Source organism: Streptomyces solincola (assembly GCF_002982015.1).
GTDB lineage: Bacteria > Actinomycetota > Actinomycetes > Streptomycetales > Streptomycetaceae > Streptomyces > Streptomyces solincola.
This window is the reverse complement of record NZ_PVLV01000144.1, coordinates 1-14007: the sequence shown is the minus strand read 5'-3', so window position 1 is coordinate 14007 and position 14007 is coordinate 1. Positions and strand designations below refer to the sequence as shown.

The window sequence follows — 14007 nt, the reverse complement described above, 5'->3', positions numbered from 1 at the left end:
GGGGAGTAAAGCCGGGGCCGGGCCGGAGACGGGGGTGTCTCCGGCCCGGCCCCGAGGGGTGGATCGTCAGGCGACCGGCGCGCCGTACGCCGGGTCCTTCATGACGAAGGTGGCCAGCGGCTCGCCGTCGCCGCCGGACAGGGCGGTGAAGGTGACGCCGAGGGACGCCGCCGCCTTGCGGGCCAGCTTGATGTCGTCGGTGGCCGTCACCTGGCCGCGCGGGATCACGAAGCGGTAGGTGACGTCCTTGCCGTCGGTGAACTCCAGGCCGAGCGCGCGCTCGTCGAAGGTCGGACCGTCCGGCACGTCGAAGGTGAAGACGCCCGAGTTGCCGGCGCCGGCCGCGGTGATGTCGCTCTTGCTGCCGCCCATGAAGAACGGCAGCGTGTCCTCGTTGAACTGGAGCATGGAGAACTTCAGCGTCAGGTCGCGGTCCGCGTAGACGAACCGGGCCGGGCTGATGGACTGCCAGGTCTCCACCGGGTCCAGCTTGTCCTTCTTGGAGAAGGTGACGCCGTCGGTCGAGGTGTAGCCGAGGTCCACCCAGGCGCTGCCCCAGTCGGTCGACGGGTTGGCGGAGAAGGTGGTCGGCAGCGGCGCCCCGAGCGGGGCGACCAGGACTCGGCCGGTGCCGGCGACGCGGATCTCGGAGGAGGTGTTGCCTGCCATGCGGTGCTCCTTGGGGGAGTTGGATGGGGTGGGTTGGCGCCGTGGGTACGGCAAAGGCCCCGCCGGGATCGGCGAGGCCTGGTCTGGTGGGGGCGTACGCGGGCCGAAGGAGGTCCGGTACGCGGGGGCGGCCCGTCCTCGCGGGCCGGCCGGGTGGCGCTGGGCCGGTCAGTCCGTGCGGACCGACAGCCGCAGCACGCAGAGGTAGCGGTTGGCCGCCGTGTAGAGGTAGTCCGGCAGCCAGCGCGGGCCGTCGGCCTCGCTGACGTCGGTGATGACGGACGTGCCGAGGACCGTGCCGGCGCTGTTCAGCACCACCGCGCGGGCCTGGTTGGCCAGGATGTGCGCGGCCGACTTGGTCGGGCCGTACACCTCCAGCTCGATCAGCGGCTGGTCCAGGTGGAGGTCGTCGATCCAGGCGCCGCCGCGCCGTGAGACGATGACCGCCCGCTGGGTGCCGTCGAAGCCGGCCGGCGGCTCGTCGTCCACGATCGCCCCCGCCAGCTCCGGCAGGTCGGAGAGGAGGTCCACGACCAGGGCCTCCACATCGGGGAAGGTGCTCGGGGCTGAGCTGCTCATGACGCGTTCGCGCTCCTGTCGTTCGAACGGGGGCTTGCGGGGCAACAGCGCGGCGGAGCCGTGCCCGCAAAGGACGCCACCCCCGTGGGGGCGTCGCCCTGGAGGGATGCGGGCACAGCTCCGCCGCTGCACCTACTGTGATTCATTTCGTGCGAGCGCGCAACTCGTTCGTGCGAGCGCGACGTAAGAAGACATGGTTCCGGTGATCGCTGCGGGCGTGATCGGAGTGGTGTGCGCCGCCGTACGCGCGTTACCCTCGGCACTTCGAACATAGATTCGAACAGGGGCGGTGAGTCGTGATGGCACCCCAATGTGCGGACAGGGAGCGGCAGGTGCGAGTGGTCAGCAGTGCCGGCAGTGCCCAGGAGCGGTTGACCGACGTGGTCGCCGCCGCGATGGAGGTGGCGGCCGAGGCGGGGGAGGCCGGGACCTACACCCGGGAGACTGTGAGAACGCTGACCGCCGTGATCGGCAAGGTCGGCGCGCGCATCGCCGTCGACGCCGAACTGCGCGGCTTCGCCAGCGGCTGGCAGGAGGCCATCGCCCATCGCAGCCCGGCCCGCCACGGCCCGCCGGACGCCCAGGTGCTCCGCTTCCGCTCGGACGGCGACACCTGAGACCGCTCGAACAGTCCCCGGGGCGTTCGAACAGACGACGAGGAGGCGGTCACCCCGTACAGGGGTGACCGCCTCCTCGTCGTATTCGTATTCGTACCCGTACTCGTGGTCGTGTACGGCGCGGCTCAGCGCGGCCGGGGCCGCCGCCGGGCCGCGCGCTCGGCCGCGAACACGTCCTCCAGCCGGTAGAGCAGCGCCCGGCCGCGCCGCCCGGCGGGGGAGAGGTGGCCGAGCTGCACCCACTTGCGGATGGTGGCCGGCATCACCCCCGCCTCGGAGGCGGCCAGGTCGGCGTTGATCAGGGTCTCGGCGGCGATGAGCGTCATGGTCTCGGGTCCTCGACTTCCGTACGGGGAAGGGCTGGCGCCCTACGGGCGGAGAGCAGGTGGCGGCGGAGAGCCGGCGGCGGCGAATCCGGCGCTACACCGCGCCCGCCGCCCCGCTCATCGCCGCGCCCGCCGAATCGCCCATCGACTCGCCCGCCGAATCGCCCATCGACTCGCCCGCTGACTCGCCCGCCGACTCGTCCATCGAGGCGTCGATCTCGGCGCGGTCCGCCCCGGACGCGCCGGCCAGCTCCGCCCAGTCCGCCTCGTGCCACACATGCCGGTACGCCGGGTCCGTACCGCAGCCGCACTCGGCGTCGTCGCACCGGCAGGCCGGGTTGACGCAGAGCACCGCCCGGCGGGCCGGGAACGCACGCAGCGACACCGAGTCGCACCACGGGCAGCGCCCGTGCACCCGGACCATCGACTCCGCCTGCCCCAGCACCCGGGCGCACCGCCGGGCCATCCGCCGCGCCTCGTCCCGGACATGCGCGGCGAGCGCCGGATGCCCGGCCACCCGGTCGAGCAGCCCGGCCACCCGGGCCAGCCGCTGCGGTACGGGGGCGTGGCGCGGCCGGCCCAGGCCCAGCTTGTCGTGCACCGCCTCGTCCAGCTCCACCACCCCGTCGGTGATGTCCCGGATCGCGTCCGAGACGTGCAGCCGCAGGGGCGCGGCCGAGTAACCGGGCACCGCCAGCCCGTGCCGCTGCTCCATCAGCAGCGCCTCCCGCCGCTCGGCGCGCAGCCGCTCGGCGGCCTCCGGCGAGGCCGGCGGGCGGTGCGGCGGCCCGCCGGCAGCCGGCCGGCCGCGGCGGCCGGGCGCCAGTTCGGTCAGCAGCTCGGGGAACTGCTTCAGCAGCGCCTCGATCCACAGGGCGGCGTCGCGGACCTGGCGGTCGGTGTCGGACGTCGGTACGGCGGCCATGGCTGCGTCCTTTCGGAGCGGGAGGAGGGAGATCGAAGGTGGGAGGGGATGCGGTACGGCGAGGGGTGTCGTCACCGGTCGGCGCTCTGCCGTACACGGCATACGCCGGCCGTCCGGGCGCGCTCACGGTCCGGTCGGTGACCGTTCGACCGCTATCGTGCGAGCGCGCAATCAGTGGTCCACGTCAGATGCGGCGGCCGCGCCGTCGCCGGGAGGCGCCGTCCAGCGGCACCGGGCGGCCGTTGCGCCACAGTCGGCCCCCGCTCACGCCGTCGAACCAACTCTCGGCCGGCGCCACCGCCTCCAGGCAGCGCGCCACCACCGGGCACCGTCCGCAGGCCGTCAGTGCAGGTGCGGCCGTTGCGGGGCGGCGGGAGAAGACGACCTCCGGCGGCAGGTCCACACAGGCGGCGGCGGCCCGCCAGCCGAAGAACTCCAGGACCTCGGCGAGCGGCGGGGCGGAAACGGCGGGCATGCGGTGCTCCTGATGGCGCGGTGGCAGGCGTGCGGAGAGTTGTTGCGGTGACGCACGTTGTCATGTTGCGGGCTCGCTCGCAACTCCAATTCCGCGGATCTTCGCAGAACCATTACCGTGCGTGCGGAAGGGCACGTAATGCTGCGCGCGCAAGCGCGATAATGTGGGCTCCGCTTCGGAGGGAGGCGACCCGCACGATGACCGCCAGTGATCTGGAACAGTTCGCCGCCTGGATCGAGGACCTGATCCGCCGCCGCGGCTATGACATCGACAGCCCGCGCGGAGGCGGCAAGTCCCGCCTCGCGGACGAGGCCGGCGTCCACCGCGCCGCCATCACCCGGCTGCTCCAGCGGCAGAGCATGCCGGACCTGGAGACCACCCGCCGGCTCGCGCACGTCCTGGGCGTGCCGGTGAGGGACATGCTCATCCGCTCCGGCCGGCTGAGCGAGGACGACCTGCCGCTGCCGGCGGCCGGAGACGGGGCGGCCGGTCCGGCCGCCGCCCGGCGGCTGACGCTGGAGGAGGCCGCGGCCGGTCTCGGCGTACCGGCGGACCAGTGGGAGATGTTCATCAAGGTCGCGGGGCAGTTCCTGCCCGCCGCCCCGGCGCGCCGCGCCCCGCTCGCCAAGGAGTGAGAGCACGGCGGCCCGCCGTGGTCACCGGGTGTCGGACGCGTGTCGGCCCGGTGTCCGCGCCATGCCTGCCCGATGTCTGACGAACCGTGACAGTTAAGCTGTCACGACCTGTCCCCCACGTTCGTACAGGCCGTGTCATCGCGGGCCGCGCACGGCTCGGCCGCCCCCTTGTCCGGGGCGGCCGTCTTCGTGTGCCGGAAAACCCGTGGTGCGGCGGGTGGCAGTCGGCACACGAGAGGCATTGCAGCGCATGGGTGAGGACGACGAGTCCTCCCCGGCCCGGGGGAGCGGAGCCGGTGAGGGTGCGACGGGCCCGGACGACCGGCGGGAGGGCGGCCTGTCCGGCCTCCTCGCCACGCTCGGCGAGCTGCTGGAGGACCATCCGCCGGAAGAGATAGCCGTACTGCTGCGCGCCGAGGTGGAGCGGCTGGAGTTCGCCGCGTACGCCCACGGCTGGCGGGACGCGGCGGCGCACATCGCCGCGGGCCGTGCCGAAGCCGCCCGCGCCGAGGCCGTCCGCGGCCGGTCGCGTGCGTCCCGCCGCCCCGGGCGCACCGGACGGGCCGCGGTGATCCCGTTCCCGCCCAGCCGCCGCGACCCCGGCGGCGGGATCGGCGACGGGGCCGCATCGGGGGACGACGGAGCCGCCGGCGCGGCCGAGGGGCCCGGAACGAGCGCGGCCCGCGCCGCCGGGGAGGTGCGGGCCGGGAGCGGCGGCGTCCCGCCGTCCGCGGAGGACGAGGCCGAGGCGGAGGGCGCCGACCCGGCGTCGGAGGCCGAGCAGGCCCCCGACGCGGAGGCGAACCCCGACGCGGGGCCGGCTCCGGACCCGGACCGCCGCCCCGCCTTCGCCCCCAAGAGCCGCACCTCCAAGGTGCCGACCATCCCCCGGCTCGACGCCGCCGGCCGCCCCCGCCCCCGCGACCGCGAGGACGGCCGCGGCCGGGAGCGGCCGGGTGGCCGGCGCGGCGTCCCCGCCGCGCGCGAGGAGGCCGCCTGCGAGGAGGGCTGCGACTGACCGGACGCGGCCCCCGTCCACCGGTGGGATCGGCGCGGCATCCGCCCGTTTCCCGGGCATGGTCATTTGTTTTGACCCAGGTCCGTACGGTAGGTACGCTCAGACCTTGTGCCTGGGGTGTGCCTGGGCTCGTGTGCGTGTCCTCAACCGCACGGCGAGCCGGTCACGGCCACCGCGATCCGCGCCCTCTCCACTCACCGGTGGAAGTCCGCGGCATCCGACACACCCGACCGCGTGGGTCGGAGGCGTTCCAGGTTAGCTTCACTACACGGCACACAGAAACCGGAGAAGTAGTGCCTACGATCCAGCAGCTGGTCCGCAAGGGCCGGCAGGACAAGGTCGAGAAGAACAAGACGCCCGCACTCGAGGGTTCCCCTCAGCGCCGCGGCGTCTGCACGCGTGTGTTCACGACCACCCCGAAGAAGCCGAACTCGGCCCTCCGTAAGGTCGCGCGTGTGCGTCTGACCAGCGGCATCGAGGTCACGGCCTACATCCCGGGTGAGGGACACAACCTGCAGGAGCACTCCATCGTGCTCGTGCGTGGTGGCCGTGTGAAGGACCTGCCGGGTGTTCGTTACAAGATCATCCGCGGCTCGCTCGACACCCAGGGTGTCAAGAACCGCAAGCAGGCCCGCAGCCGCTACGGCGCCAAGAAGGAGAAGTAAGAATGCCTCGTAAGGGCCCCGCCCCGAAGCGCCCGGTCATCATCGACCCGGTCTACGGTTCTCCTCTGGTGACCTCGCTCATCAACAAGCTCCTCCTGAACGGCAAGCGCTCCACCGCCGAGCGCATCGTCTACGGCGCCATGGAAGGCCTCCGTGACAAGACCGGCAACGACCCGGTCATCACGCTGAAGCGCGCGCTGGAGAACGTCAAGCCGTCGCTCGAGGTCAAGTCCCGCCGTGTCGGTGGCGCCACGTACCAGGTGCCGATCGAGGTCAAGCCCGGTCGCGCCTCCACGCTCGCGCTGCGCTGGCTCGTCGGCTACTCCCGCGCCCGTCGCGAGAAGACCATGACCGAGCGCCTCATGAACGAGCTGCTGGACGCCTCGAACGGCCTCGGCGCCTCGGTCAAGAAGCGTGAGGACACGCACAAGATGGCCGAGTCCAACAAGGCCTTCGCGCACTACCGCTGGTAGTCGCACCCCACATCGAGACCGAGAGAAGACTGAAGCCTTATGGCTACCACTTCGCTTGACCTGGCCAAGGTCCGCAACATCGGGATCATGGCCCACATCGACGCGGGCAAGACGACCACCACCGAGCGGATCCTGTTCTACACCGGTGTCTCCTACAAGATCGGTGAAGTCCACGATGGCGCCGCCACCATGGACTGGATGGAGCAGGAGCAGGAGCGCGGCATCACGATCACGTCTGCCGCGACGACCTGCCACTGGCCGCTGGAAGACGTTGACCACACCATCAACATCATCGACACCCCGGGCCACGTCGACTTCACCGTAGAGGTGGAGCGCTCGCTCCGCGTGCTCGACGGTGCCGTGACGGTGTTCGACGGCGTCGCCGGTGTCGAGCCGCAGTCCGAGACCGTGTGGCGTCAGGCGGACCGCTACGGCGTTCCGCGTATCTGCTTCGTCAACAAGCTCGACCGCACCGGCGCCGAGTTCCACCGCTGTGTCGACATGATCAAGGACCGGCTGGGCGCCCAGCCGCTGGTCATGCAGCTTCCGATCGGCGCCGAGGCCGACTTCAAGGGCGTCATCGACCTCGTGACGATGAAGGCCCTGGTCTGGTCCGCCGAGGCGGCCAAGGGCGAGATGTACGACACCGTCGACATCCCGGACACCCACACCGAGGCGGCCGAGGAGTACCGCGGCCTGCTGATCGAGGCCGTGGCCGAGAACGACGAAGAGATCATGGAGCTGTACCTGGAGGGCCAGGAGCCCACCGTGGAGCAGCTCTACGCCGCGATCCGTCGTATCACCATCGCCTCCGGCAAGTCCGCTGACACCACGGTCACCCCGGTGTTCTGCGGCACCGCGTTCAAGAACAAGGGCGTCCAGCCCCTGCTCGACGCGGTCGTGCGCTTCCTCCCCTCCCCGCTCGACGTCGAGGCCATCGAGGGCCACGACGTGAAGGACGCGGAGACGGTCGTCAAGCGCAAGCCGTCGGACCAGGAGCCGCTGTCGGCGCTGGCGTTCAAGATCATGAGCGACCCGCACCTCGGCAAGCTCACCTTCGTCCGGATCTACTCCGGTCGCCTGGAGTCCGGCACCTCGGTGCTGAACTCCGTCAAGGGCAAGAAGGAGCGCATCGGCAAGATCTACCGCATGCACGCCAACAAGCGTGAGGAGATCGAGTCGGTGGGCGCCGGCGACATCGTCGCCGTCATGGGCCTGAAGCAGACCACCACCGGTGAGACGCTGTGCGACGACAAGCAGCCGGTGATCCTGGAGTCCATGGACTTCCCGGCGCCGGTCATCGAGGTCGCGATCGAGCCCAAGTCCAAGGGTGACCAGGAGAAGCTGGGTGTCGCCATCCAGCGTCTCGCGGAGGAGGACCCCTCCTTCCAGGTGCACACCAACGAGGAGACCGGCCAGACCGTCATCGGCGGCATGGGCGAGCTTCACCTCGAGGTGCTGGTCGACCGGATGAAGCGCGAGTTCAAGGTCGAGGCCAACGTCGGCAAGCCGCAGGTCGCGTACCGCGAGACGATCCGCAAGGCCGTCGAGCGCGTGGACTACACCCACAAGAAGCAGACCGGTGGTACCGGTCAGTTCGCCAAGGTGCAGATCGCGATCGAGCCGATCGAGGGCGGCGACGCCTCGTACGAGTTCGTCAACAAGGTCACCGGTGGCCGCATCCCCAAGGAGTACATCCCCTCGGTGGACGCGGGCGCGCAGGAGGCCATGCAGTTCGGCATCCTGGCCGGCTACGAGATGACGGGCGTCCGCGTCACGCTCATCGACGGTGGCTACCACGAGGTCGACTCCTCGGAGCTCGCCTTCAAGATCGCCGGTTCGCAGGCCTTCAAGGAGGCCGCGCGCAAGGCTTCCCCCGTGCTCCTCGAGCCGATGATGGCCGTCGAGGTCACCACGCCCGAGGACTACATGGGCGAGGTCATCGGCGACATCAACTCCCGCCGTGGCCAGATCCAGGCCATGGAGGAGCGGGCCGGCGCCCGGGTCGTCAAGGGCCTGGTGCCGCTCTCGGAGATGTTCGGCTACGTCGGCGACCTCCGCAGCAAGACCTCGGGTCGCGCAAGCTACTCGATGCAGTTCGACTCCTACGCCGAGGTTCCCCGGAACGTCGCCGAGGAGATCATCGCGAAGGCCAAGGGCGAGTAACCCACCCGGGTTCACGCCGTAGGCTTGACACCATGCGCCGGGGGCCCGGTCCCGAACCCGAGGCCGGCCCCGGCGGATGGCACCCCAGCAAAGATCACCTGGCGCCGATGAGTAAGGCGTACAGAACCACTCCACAGGAGGACCCCAGTGGCGAAGGCGAAGTTCGAGCGGACTAAGCCGCACGTCAACATCGGCACCATCGGTCACATCGACCACGGTAAGACGACCCTCACGGCCGCCATTACCAAGGTGCTGCACGACGCGTACCCGGACCTGAACGAGGCCTCGGCCTTCGACCAGATCGACAAGGCTCCCGAGGAGCGCCAGCGCGGTATCACCATCTCCATCGCGCACGTCGAGTACCAGACCGAGGCGCGTCACTACGCCCACGTCGACTGCCCGGGTCACGCGGACTACATCAAGAACATGATCACCGGTGCGGCGCAGATGGACGGCGCCATCCTGGTGGTCGCCGCCACCGACGGCCCGATGCCGCAGACCAAGGAGCACGTGCTCCTGGCCCGCCAGGTCGGCGTCCCCTACATCGTCGTCGCCCTGAACAAGGCCGACATGGTGGACGACGAGGAGATCCTGGAGCTCGTCGAGCTCGAGGTCCGCGAGCTCCTCACCGAGTACGAGTTCCCGGGCGACGACGTTCCGGTCGTCCAGGTCTCCGCGCTCAAGGCCCTCGAGGGCGACAAGGAGTGGGGCGAGAAGCTCCTCGGCCTCATGAAGGCCGTGGACGAGTCCATCCCGCAGCCCGAGCGTGACGTCGACAAGCCGTTCCTGATGCCGATCGAGGACGTCTTCACGATCACCGGTCGTGGCACCGTCGTCACCGGTCGCATCGAGCGCGGTGTCCTCAAGGTCAACGAGACCGTCGACATCATCGGCATCAAGACCGAGAAGACCACCACCACGGTCACCGGCATCGAGATGTTCCGCAAGCTGCTCGACGAGGGCCAGGCCGGTGAGAACGTCGGTCTGCTGCTCCGCGGCATCAAGCGCGAGGACGTCGAGCGCGGCCAGGTCATCATCAAGCCGGGCTCGGTCACCCCGCACACCGAGTTCGAGGCGCAGGCCTACATCCTGTCCAAGGACGAGGGTGGCCGCCACACGCCGTTCTTCAACAACTACCGCCCGCAGTTCTACTTCCGTACCACGGACGTGACCGGCGTCGTGACCCTCCCCGAGGGCACCGAGATGGTCATGCCGGGCGACAACACCACCATGACGGTCTCGCTGATCCAGCCGGTCGCCATGGAGGAGGGCCTGAAGTTCGCCATCCGTGAGGGTGGCCGGACCGTCGGCGCCGGCCAGGTCACCAAGATCAACAAGTAGTCCTGTCGATCTGACCTGGTAGCTCCTACGAGCTGCTCGCATCGCGGAAGCCCCCGCGTCCCCCGGTCCGCCGGGTGGGCGCGGGGGTTTTCCGTGTCCTGCGGCCCTGTGTCCGGCAAACGGCCCTGTGTCCGGCGGACACCGGCGTCCGCCGTAAACGGGGTGCGCGGGCCGGACCGCGGCTGGGACTCTGGCATCGATGAACCGCGACCTGATGTCCCACCTCGCCCACGCCGACCACCCCATTGCCGACCCGCTCGGCGACGACACGGTTCAACGCCTGCTGCGCCGCGCCGTCCCCGTTCCCGACGCCCGCGTCCTCGACCTCGGCTGCGGCGGCGGGGAGTGGCTGCTGCGCACCCTGGCCGCGCACCCCGAGGCACGGGCCGTGGGCGTCGACCTCTCCGAGCCCGCCCTCGCCCGCGCTCGCGCCGCCGCCGAGACCGCCGGCGCCGGCGACCGGCTCACCCTCCACCGCGCGGACGCCGCCGCGTTCACCGACCCGGCCGGCTTCGACCTCGTCCTCTGCCTCGGCGTGGCGCACGTCTTCGGCGGCCTGCTGCCCACCCTCGCCGCCGCCCGAGAGCACCTGGCCCCCGGCGGCCGGGTCCTGGTCGGCGACGCCTACTGGCAGGCCGAACCCTCCCCGGCGGCCGTCGAGATGCTCGGCGAGGGCTACACCGACCTGCACTCCACCGTGGACCGGGTGGTCGCCGCCGGCTGGACCCCGGTCTACGGGCACACCAGCACCCGCCACGAGCTGGACGACTACGAGTGGAACTGGACCGGCTCGCTCGCCGCCTGGGCGCTGGACCACCCCGAGGACCCCGACAGCGCCGACGCCCTCAAGGCGGCCGACGCCCACCGCCGCGAATGGGCCGCCTACCGGGACGCGTTCGGCTTCGTCAGCCTGGTGCTGCGGCCGACGCCGTAAGGCCGGTCAATCACCGAAGCGGGCGGCCACCGCGGTCGCCCGCTCCCGCGATGAGCCCGACGGCAAGCCCGAGCACCCCGGCGACATGGCCGCCCAGCTCGCGCTGAGCCTGGACAACCTGGAAGCCGTCCTCGCCGGGGCCGGCACGACCCTGACCAACCTGGTCCGCCTCGTCGTCCACACCGCCGACGTCGACCGGCTGTCCGCGCACCACGGCGTGCTCGCCGCGAGTCTCGGGGCAGCGGGCGCGGCCCCCGCCACCACCCTGCTCGGCGTGAACCGGCCGGCCCTCCCCGGCCTCATGGTCGAGCTGGCGGGGACGGCGGTGGACTGACGGACGCCCGTCGCCGCCCCGACCGCCCGGCGGCGTTAAGGTGCGGGGCATGACCCTGGACGCGAAGATGATCACGATCGACTGCGGCGAGCCCCGCACCCTCGCCGCCTGGTGGGCGCGGGCCCTGGACGCGGAGATCGCCGAGGACTTCGACGGGGAGTTCGTGATCGTCGGGGCACAGCCGCTGGTGCTGGGCTTCCAGCACGTGGACGAGGTCCGGCAGACCAAGAACCGCGTCCACGTCGACTTCCACACCGAGGACCGCGCCGCCGAGGTGGCGCGGCTGGTCGCGATGGGCGCGACCGTGGTCGGTGAGCACTCCGCCGGGCCGCTGACCTGGAACGTCCTTCAGGACCCGGAGGGCAACGAGTTCTGCGTGGCGGGCTGAGCCCGCTCAGCTCGCCGGGTCCTGGGCGTGCAGGATCTGCACCAGGTTGCCGCAGGTGTCGTCCAGGACGGCGGTGGTGACGGGGCCGAGCTCCAGCGGCTCCTGGGTGAAGTGCACACCCAGCCCGCGCAGCCGCTCGTACTCCGCGCGCACGTCGTCCACGGCGAACTGGACGAGCGGAATGCCGTCCTCCACCATCGCGTCGCGGTACGTCCTGGCGGCCGGGTGCCCGGCCGGCTCCAGCAGGAGTTCGGCCCCGTCCGGCTCCTCGGGCGAGACGACCGTCAGCCACCGGTCCTGCTCGCCGACCGGGACATCGTGCTTCTTCACAAAGCCGAGCACCTCGGTGTAGAAGTGCAGCGCCTTGGCCTGGTCGTCCACGAAGACGCTGGTCAGTCGGATTCTCATGGGGACTCCTCCGGGGTGTCGGTCCTGAGCCACCGCGTCGCGATGCGTGCGAGGGGCTCGGTGTTCAGGTCGTGGTGCTTGTAGCGGCCCTGGCGGCGCACGCGCACCAGGTCCGCCGCTTCGAGCACGGCCAGGTGCTGGCTGACCGCCTGCCGGGACAGCCCCAGGTCGTGCTTCACCGCCAGCCGCCCGCAGATCTCGAAAAGGGTCTGGCCGTCCCGTTCCACCAGCTCGTCGAGAATGCGCCGACGGGTGGGGTCGGCCAGGGCCTTGAAAACATCCTCCGCCATGACCGCCATCATAGGCAAGTAGCGACTTGCCTATGGGGCGGGTCGGCGCAGCGGGCACTCGGCCCACACGGTCTTGCCCGGCCCCTCCCGCTCCGCCACGCCCCACGCGCTGCTGAGCGCCGCGACGAGTGTGAGTCCGTGGCCGCCGGACGCGTCCGCATCGATACGCGGGCGGGGCCGCCCCTCGTGGGTGTCGGCGACCTCGACGCGGACCAGGGCCGCGCCCTCGTCGTACGTCAGCCGCAGGGCGAAGTCCCGCCCGGGGACGCGGCCATGGAGCACGGCGTTGGCCGCCAGCTCCGCCACGACGAGGGTGGCCCCTTCGGTGCTGACCACGCCCCACTGGGTGAGCTGCTGCGCGGCCAGCAGCCTGGCGAGGCGCGCACCCCGGCGGGTGGAGGAGAAGCGCTGCGCGAACGTACGTACGGTGACGGGAGGTTCGGTCTCGATGTCTGCCATGGGGCAAGCGTCGCGGGGCGGCGGCGCTGGTCGGGAGGGACGCAGGAGATACAGATGCGGTTGTATCTGCTGACCCGCTGGACCGGGTGCGTGACGGTACGTGAGCATGTCCCGCATGACGGCGGTGAACGACGGCGAGGCGCGGCGCGCCCAGGGTGAGCCGGAACCCCCGGAGAGTCTGCGGACGTTCGGGGCGGTGCTCAAGGCGTTACGGGAGGAGGCCGGCCTCACGCGCGAGCAGTTCGCGCCCCTGGTGCGCTACTCGGTGCCGTACGTGGCGAAGATGGAGCAGGGGCGGCGGTTCCCTCCGGGGGACCTGGTCGGCAGGGTGTCGGAGAGCCTGGGAGCCGGACCGGCGAGGGTGCTCGACGCCGCTGTCCGGAGCCTTCGGCGGAAGCCCGGGCTGGCGTCCTGGTTCCAGCCGTGGGCCGCGACCGAGGAGATCGCGCTGTCGCTGTACACCTACGACTGCGCGGTGATCCCTGGGCTGTTGCAGCCGGAGGCGTACCTGCGGGAGGTCCTGCGGCAGCGGCTTCCCGCCGCCAGCCAGGACAAGATGGACGAGCGTCTCGCGGGCCGACTGGAGCGGCAGCGGTTGCTGGAGACCAGGCCGGACACCCAGTTCAGCTTCGTCCTGGAAGAGGCGCTGATCGAGCGTCGCTTCGGAGGGCGCGAAGCGACTCGGTCGCTGCTGGAGACCCTGCTGGAGCGGGGCGGTCGGCCGAACATCGAGATCCAGGTGATGCCCAGGTCCGCAGCCGAGCACCAGGGCTTCGAAGGGCCGATGTGTCTCGCCGAACTGCCCGACCACCACTGGCTCGGCTACGTCGAAGCACATGACACCAGCACCCTGATCACCGACCCCAAAACGGTCAGTTTCATGCTTCAGCGCTATGGCAAGATGCGCTCACAGGCTCTGAGCCCGGAGGCTTCCCGGAGCCTGCTGGAGCAGATGCGAGGAGCGCTATGAGCACCACGGAACTCGACTGGTTCAAGTCCAGCTACAGCGGTGGCGGCGGCGGCAACTGCGTCGAGGTGGCCCTCTCCTGGACGAAGTCCAGCTACAGCGGTGCCGGTGGCGGGGACTGCGTCGAGGTCGCATCGTGCCCCGCCGCCGTTCATGTGCGGGACTCCAAGGACACCGCGCGCGAGCCGTTCGCCGTGGCCCCGGCCGCCTGGGCCGCGTTCGTCTCGACGCTGTAGGCGGCCAGGGCCTCGCGCCAGTCCCGGAGCGGGCTCAGCCCGGCCCGCGCCCAGCGGGCGTGGCCCAGGACGCTGTACGCCGGGCGCGGGGCGGGGCGGGGG

19 protein-coding genes and 2 pseudogenes are annotated in these 14007 nt (G+C 71.2%); 12 read left to right on the top strand and 9 right to left on the bottom strand.

Features of this window, described 5'->3' with window-relative positions:
• Positions 1 to 66: 66 nt before the first annotated feature.
• Positions 67 to 669 carry a phage tail tube protein gene (locus C6N75_RS11505; protein ID WP_105868771.1) on the bottom strand — a complete coding sequence of 201 codons (603 nt, stop codon included), beginning with the start codon at positions 667 to 669 and terminating at the stop codon, positions 67 to 69.
• A 168-nt stretch (positions 670 to 837) separates the two neighbouring features.
• Positions 838 to 1248: a hypothetical protein gene (locus C6N75_RS11500; RefSeq protein WP_105868770.1), complete on the bottom strand. Its 411-nt coding sequence runs from the start codon at positions 1246 to 1248 to the stop codon at positions 838 to 840.
• A 395-nt stretch (positions 1249 to 1643) separates the two neighbouring features.
• Between C6N75_RS11500 and C6N75_RS31555 the strand changes: the two genes are divergently transcribed.
• On the top strand, positions 1644 to 1865 hold the full coding sequence (locus C6N75_RS31555; RefSeq protein ID WP_256106890.1) for a hypothetical protein: 222 nt from the start codon (positions 1644 to 1646) through the stop codon (positions 1863 to 1865).
• 125 nt (positions 1866 to 1990) lie between these two features.
• On the opposite strand, the gene C6N75_RS11490 is transcribed toward C6N75_RS31555, so the two are convergent.
• The 3 genes from C6N75_RS11490 to C6N75_RS11480 form a co-directional block, all read right to left on the bottom strand.
• Complete coding sequence (locus C6N75_RS11490) at positions 1991 to 2191, bottom strand: MerR family transcriptional regulator (RefSeq protein WP_105868769.1); 201 nt, start codon at positions 2189 to 2191, stop codon at positions 1991 to 1993.
• A gap of 94 nt (positions 2192 to 2285) precedes the next feature.
• Entirely contained in the window at positions 2286 to 3116 is an 831-nt protein-coding gene (locus C6N75_RS11485; protein WP_258177357.1) for a hypothetical protein, read from the bottom strand.
• 184 nt (positions 3117 to 3300) lie between these two features.
• Positions 3301 to 3591 carry a WhiB family transcriptional regulator gene (locus tag C6N75_RS11480; RefSeq protein ID WP_105868768.1) on the bottom strand — a complete coding sequence of 97 codons (291 nt, stop codon included), beginning with the start codon at positions 3589 to 3591 and terminating at the stop codon, positions 3301 to 3303.
• A 197-nt stretch (positions 3592 to 3788) separates the two neighbouring features.
• On the opposite strand from C6N75_RS11480, the gene C6N75_RS11475 reads away from it, so the two are divergent.
• From C6N75_RS11475 to C6N75_RS11435, 9 genes and pseudogenes are all read left to right on the top strand, one after another.
• The gene (locus C6N75_RS11475) at positions 3789 to 4226 is read left to right on the top strand and encodes a helix-turn-helix domain-containing protein (RefSeq protein WP_105868767.1); all 438 of its coding nucleotides are present in this window, start codon (positions 3789 to 3791) and stop codon (positions 4224 to 4226) included.
• Between the two features lie 250 nt (positions 4227 to 4476).
• Entirely contained in the window at positions 4477 to 5244 is a 768-nt protein-coding gene (locus C6N75_RS11470) for a hypothetical protein (RefSeq protein ID WP_105868766.1), read from the top strand.
• A 293-nt stretch (positions 5245 to 5537) separates the two neighbouring features.
• The gene (gene rpsL, locus C6N75_RS11465) at positions 5538 to 5909 is read left to right on the top strand and encodes a 30S ribosomal protein S12 (RefSeq protein ID WP_003948652.1); all 372 of its coding nucleotides are present in this window, start codon (positions 5538 to 5540) and stop codon (positions 5907 to 5909) included.
• A gap of 2 nt (positions 5910 to 5911) precedes the next feature.
• Entirely contained in the window at positions 5912 to 6382 is a 471-nt protein-coding gene (gene rpsG / locus C6N75_RS11460) for a 30S ribosomal protein S7 (RefSeq protein ID WP_105868765.1), read from the top strand.
• A gap of 39 nt (positions 6383 to 6421) precedes the next feature.
• A complete protein-coding gene (gene fusA / locus C6N75_RS11455) occupies positions 6422 to 8548 on the top strand; it encodes an elongation factor G (protein WP_105868764.1) in 2127 nt (708 codons plus the stop codon).
• A 147-nt stretch (positions 8549 to 8695) separates the two neighbouring features.
• A complete protein-coding gene (gene tuf, locus C6N75_RS11450) occupies positions 8696 to 9889 on the top strand; it encodes an elongation factor Tu (RefSeq protein WP_105868763.1) in 1194 nt (397 codons plus the stop codon).
• A gap of 199 nt (positions 9890 to 10088) precedes the next feature.
• Positions 10089 to 10823: an SAM-dependent methyltransferase gene (locus C6N75_RS11445; protein WP_105868762.1), complete on the top strand. Its 735-nt coding sequence runs from the start codon at positions 10089 to 10091 to the stop codon at positions 10821 to 10823.
• 58 nt (positions 10824 to 10881) lie between these two features.
• A pseudogene (locus C6N75_RS11440) lies at positions 10882 to 11157 on the top strand (Rid family hydrolase); the annotation flags it as partial.
• Between the two features lie 49 nt (positions 11158 to 11206).
• Positions 11207 to 11545 carry a VOC family protein gene (locus tag C6N75_RS11435; protein WP_105868760.1) on the top strand — a complete coding sequence of 113 codons (339 nt, stop codon included), beginning with the start codon at positions 11207 to 11209 and terminating at the stop codon, positions 11543 to 11545.
• 6 nt (positions 11546 to 11551) lie between these two features.
• On the opposite strand, the gene C6N75_RS11430 is transcribed toward C6N75_RS11435, so the two are convergent.
• From C6N75_RS11430 to C6N75_RS11420, 3 genes are read right to left on the bottom strand one after another with little or no spacing between them, the layout of a single operon-like run.
• Entirely contained in the window at positions 11552 to 11953 is a 402-nt protein-coding gene (locus C6N75_RS11430) for a VOC family protein (RefSeq protein ID WP_105868759.1), read from the bottom strand.
• Complete coding sequence (locus C6N75_RS11425; protein ID WP_105868773.1) at positions 11950 to 12243, bottom strand: ArsR/SmtB family transcription factor; 294 nt, start codon at positions 12241 to 12243, stop codon at positions 11950 to 11952. Before C6N75_RS11425 ends, C6N75_RS11430 begins: the two co-directional genes overlap by 4 nt.
• Before the next feature lie 30 nt (positions 12244 to 12273).
• Positions 12274 to 12702, bottom strand: coding sequence for an ATP-binding protein (locus tag C6N75_RS11420; RefSeq protein WP_105868758.1), 429 nt, complete (start codon positions 12700 to 12702; stop codon positions 12274 to 12276).
• Between the two features lie 115 nt (positions 12703 to 12817).
• On the opposite strand from C6N75_RS11420, the gene C6N75_RS11415 reads away from it, so the two are divergent.
• Both C6N75_RS11415 and C6N75_RS11410 read left to right on the top strand, forming a co-directional pair.
• Entirely contained in the window at positions 12818 to 13672 is an 855-nt protein-coding gene (locus C6N75_RS11415) for a helix-turn-helix domain-containing protein (RefSeq protein WP_105868772.1), read from the top strand.
• A complete protein-coding gene (locus C6N75_RS11410) occupies positions 13669 to 13905 on the top strand; it encodes a DUF397 domain-containing protein (RefSeq protein ID WP_105868757.1) in 237 nt (78 codons plus the stop codon). Before C6N75_RS11415 ends, C6N75_RS11410 begins: the two co-directional genes overlap by 4 nt.
• Here the strand turns inward: C6N75_RS11410 and C6N75_RS11405 are convergent.
• Positions 13821 to 14007: pseudogene (locus C6N75_RS11405) on the bottom strand (sugar nucleotide-binding protein); the annotation flags it as partial. The gene C6N75_RS11410 and the pseudogene C6N75_RS11405 overlap by 85 nt on opposite strands.

What these genes read in the sequence shown, in the direction of transcription:
- C6N75_RS11505 (WP_105868771.1), bottom strand. Translation starts at nt 669, where the DNA reads ATGGCAGGCAACACCTCCTCCGAGATCCGCGTCGCCGGCACCGGCCGA.
- C6N75_RS11500 (WP_105868770.1), bottom strand. Translation starts at nt 1,248, where the DNA reads ATGAGCAGCTCAGCCCCGAGCACCTTCCCCGATGTGGAGGCCCTGGTC.
- C6N75_RS31555 (WP_256106890.1), top strand. Translation starts at nt 1,644, where the DNA reads ATGGAGGTGGCGGCCGAGGCGGGGGAGGCCGGGACCTACACCCGGGAG.
- C6N75_RS11490 (WP_105868769.1), bottom strand. Translation starts at nt 2,191, where the DNA reads ATGACGCTCATCGCCGCCGAGACCCTGATCAACGCCGACCTGGCCGCC.
- C6N75_RS11485 (WP_258177357.1), bottom strand. Translation starts at nt 3,116, where the DNA reads ATGGCCGCCGTACCGACGTCCGACACCGACCGCCAGGTCCGCGACGCC.
- C6N75_RS11480 (WP_105868768.1), bottom strand. Translation starts at nt 3,591, where the DNA reads ATGCCCGCCGTTTCCGCCCCGCCGCTCGCCGAGGTCCTGGAGTTCTTC.
- C6N75_RS11475 (WP_105868767.1), top strand. Translation starts at nt 3,789, where the DNA reads ATGACCGCCAGTGATCTGGAACAGTTCGCCGCCTGGATCGAGGACCTG.
- C6N75_RS11470 (WP_105868766.1), top strand. Translation starts at nt 4,477, where the DNA reads ATGGGTGAGGACGACGAGTCCTCCCCGGCCCGGGGGAGCGGAGCCGGT.
- rpsG (WP_105868765.1), top strand. Translation starts at nt 5,912, where the DNA reads ATGCCTCGTAAGGGCCCCGCCCCGAAGCGCCCGGTCATCATCGACCCG.
- fusA (WP_105868764.1), top strand. Translation starts at nt 6,422, where the DNA reads ATGGCTACCACTTCGCTTGACCTGGCCAAGGTCCGCAACATCGGGATC.
- C6N75_RS11445 (WP_105868762.1), top strand. Translation starts at nt 10,089, where the DNA reads ATGAACCGCGACCTGATGTCCCACCTCGCCCACGCCGACCACCCCATT.
- C6N75_RS11435 (WP_105868760.1), top strand. Translation starts at nt 11,207, where the DNA reads ATGACCCTGGACGCGAAGATGATCACGATCGACTGCGGCGAGCCCCGC.
- C6N75_RS11430 (WP_105868759.1), bottom strand. Translation starts at nt 11,953, where the DNA reads ATGAGAATCCGACTGACCAGCGTCTTCGTGGACGACCAGGCCAAGGCG.
- C6N75_RS11425 (WP_105868773.1), bottom strand. Translation starts at nt 12,243, where the DNA reads ATGGCGGAGGATGTTTTCAAGGCCCTGGCCGACCCCACCCGTCGGCGC.
- C6N75_RS11420 (WP_105868758.1), bottom strand. Translation starts at nt 12,702, where the DNA reads ATGGCAGACATCGAGACCGAACCTCCCGTCACCGTACGTACGTTCGCG.
- C6N75_RS11415 (WP_105868772.1), top strand. Translation starts at nt 12,818, where the DNA reads ATGACGGCGGTGAACGACGGCGAGGCGCGGCGCGCCCAGGGTGAGCCG.
- C6N75_RS11410 (WP_105868757.1), top strand. Translation starts at nt 13,669, where the DNA reads ATGAGCACCACGGAACTCGACTGGTTCAAGTCCAGCTACAGCGGTGGC.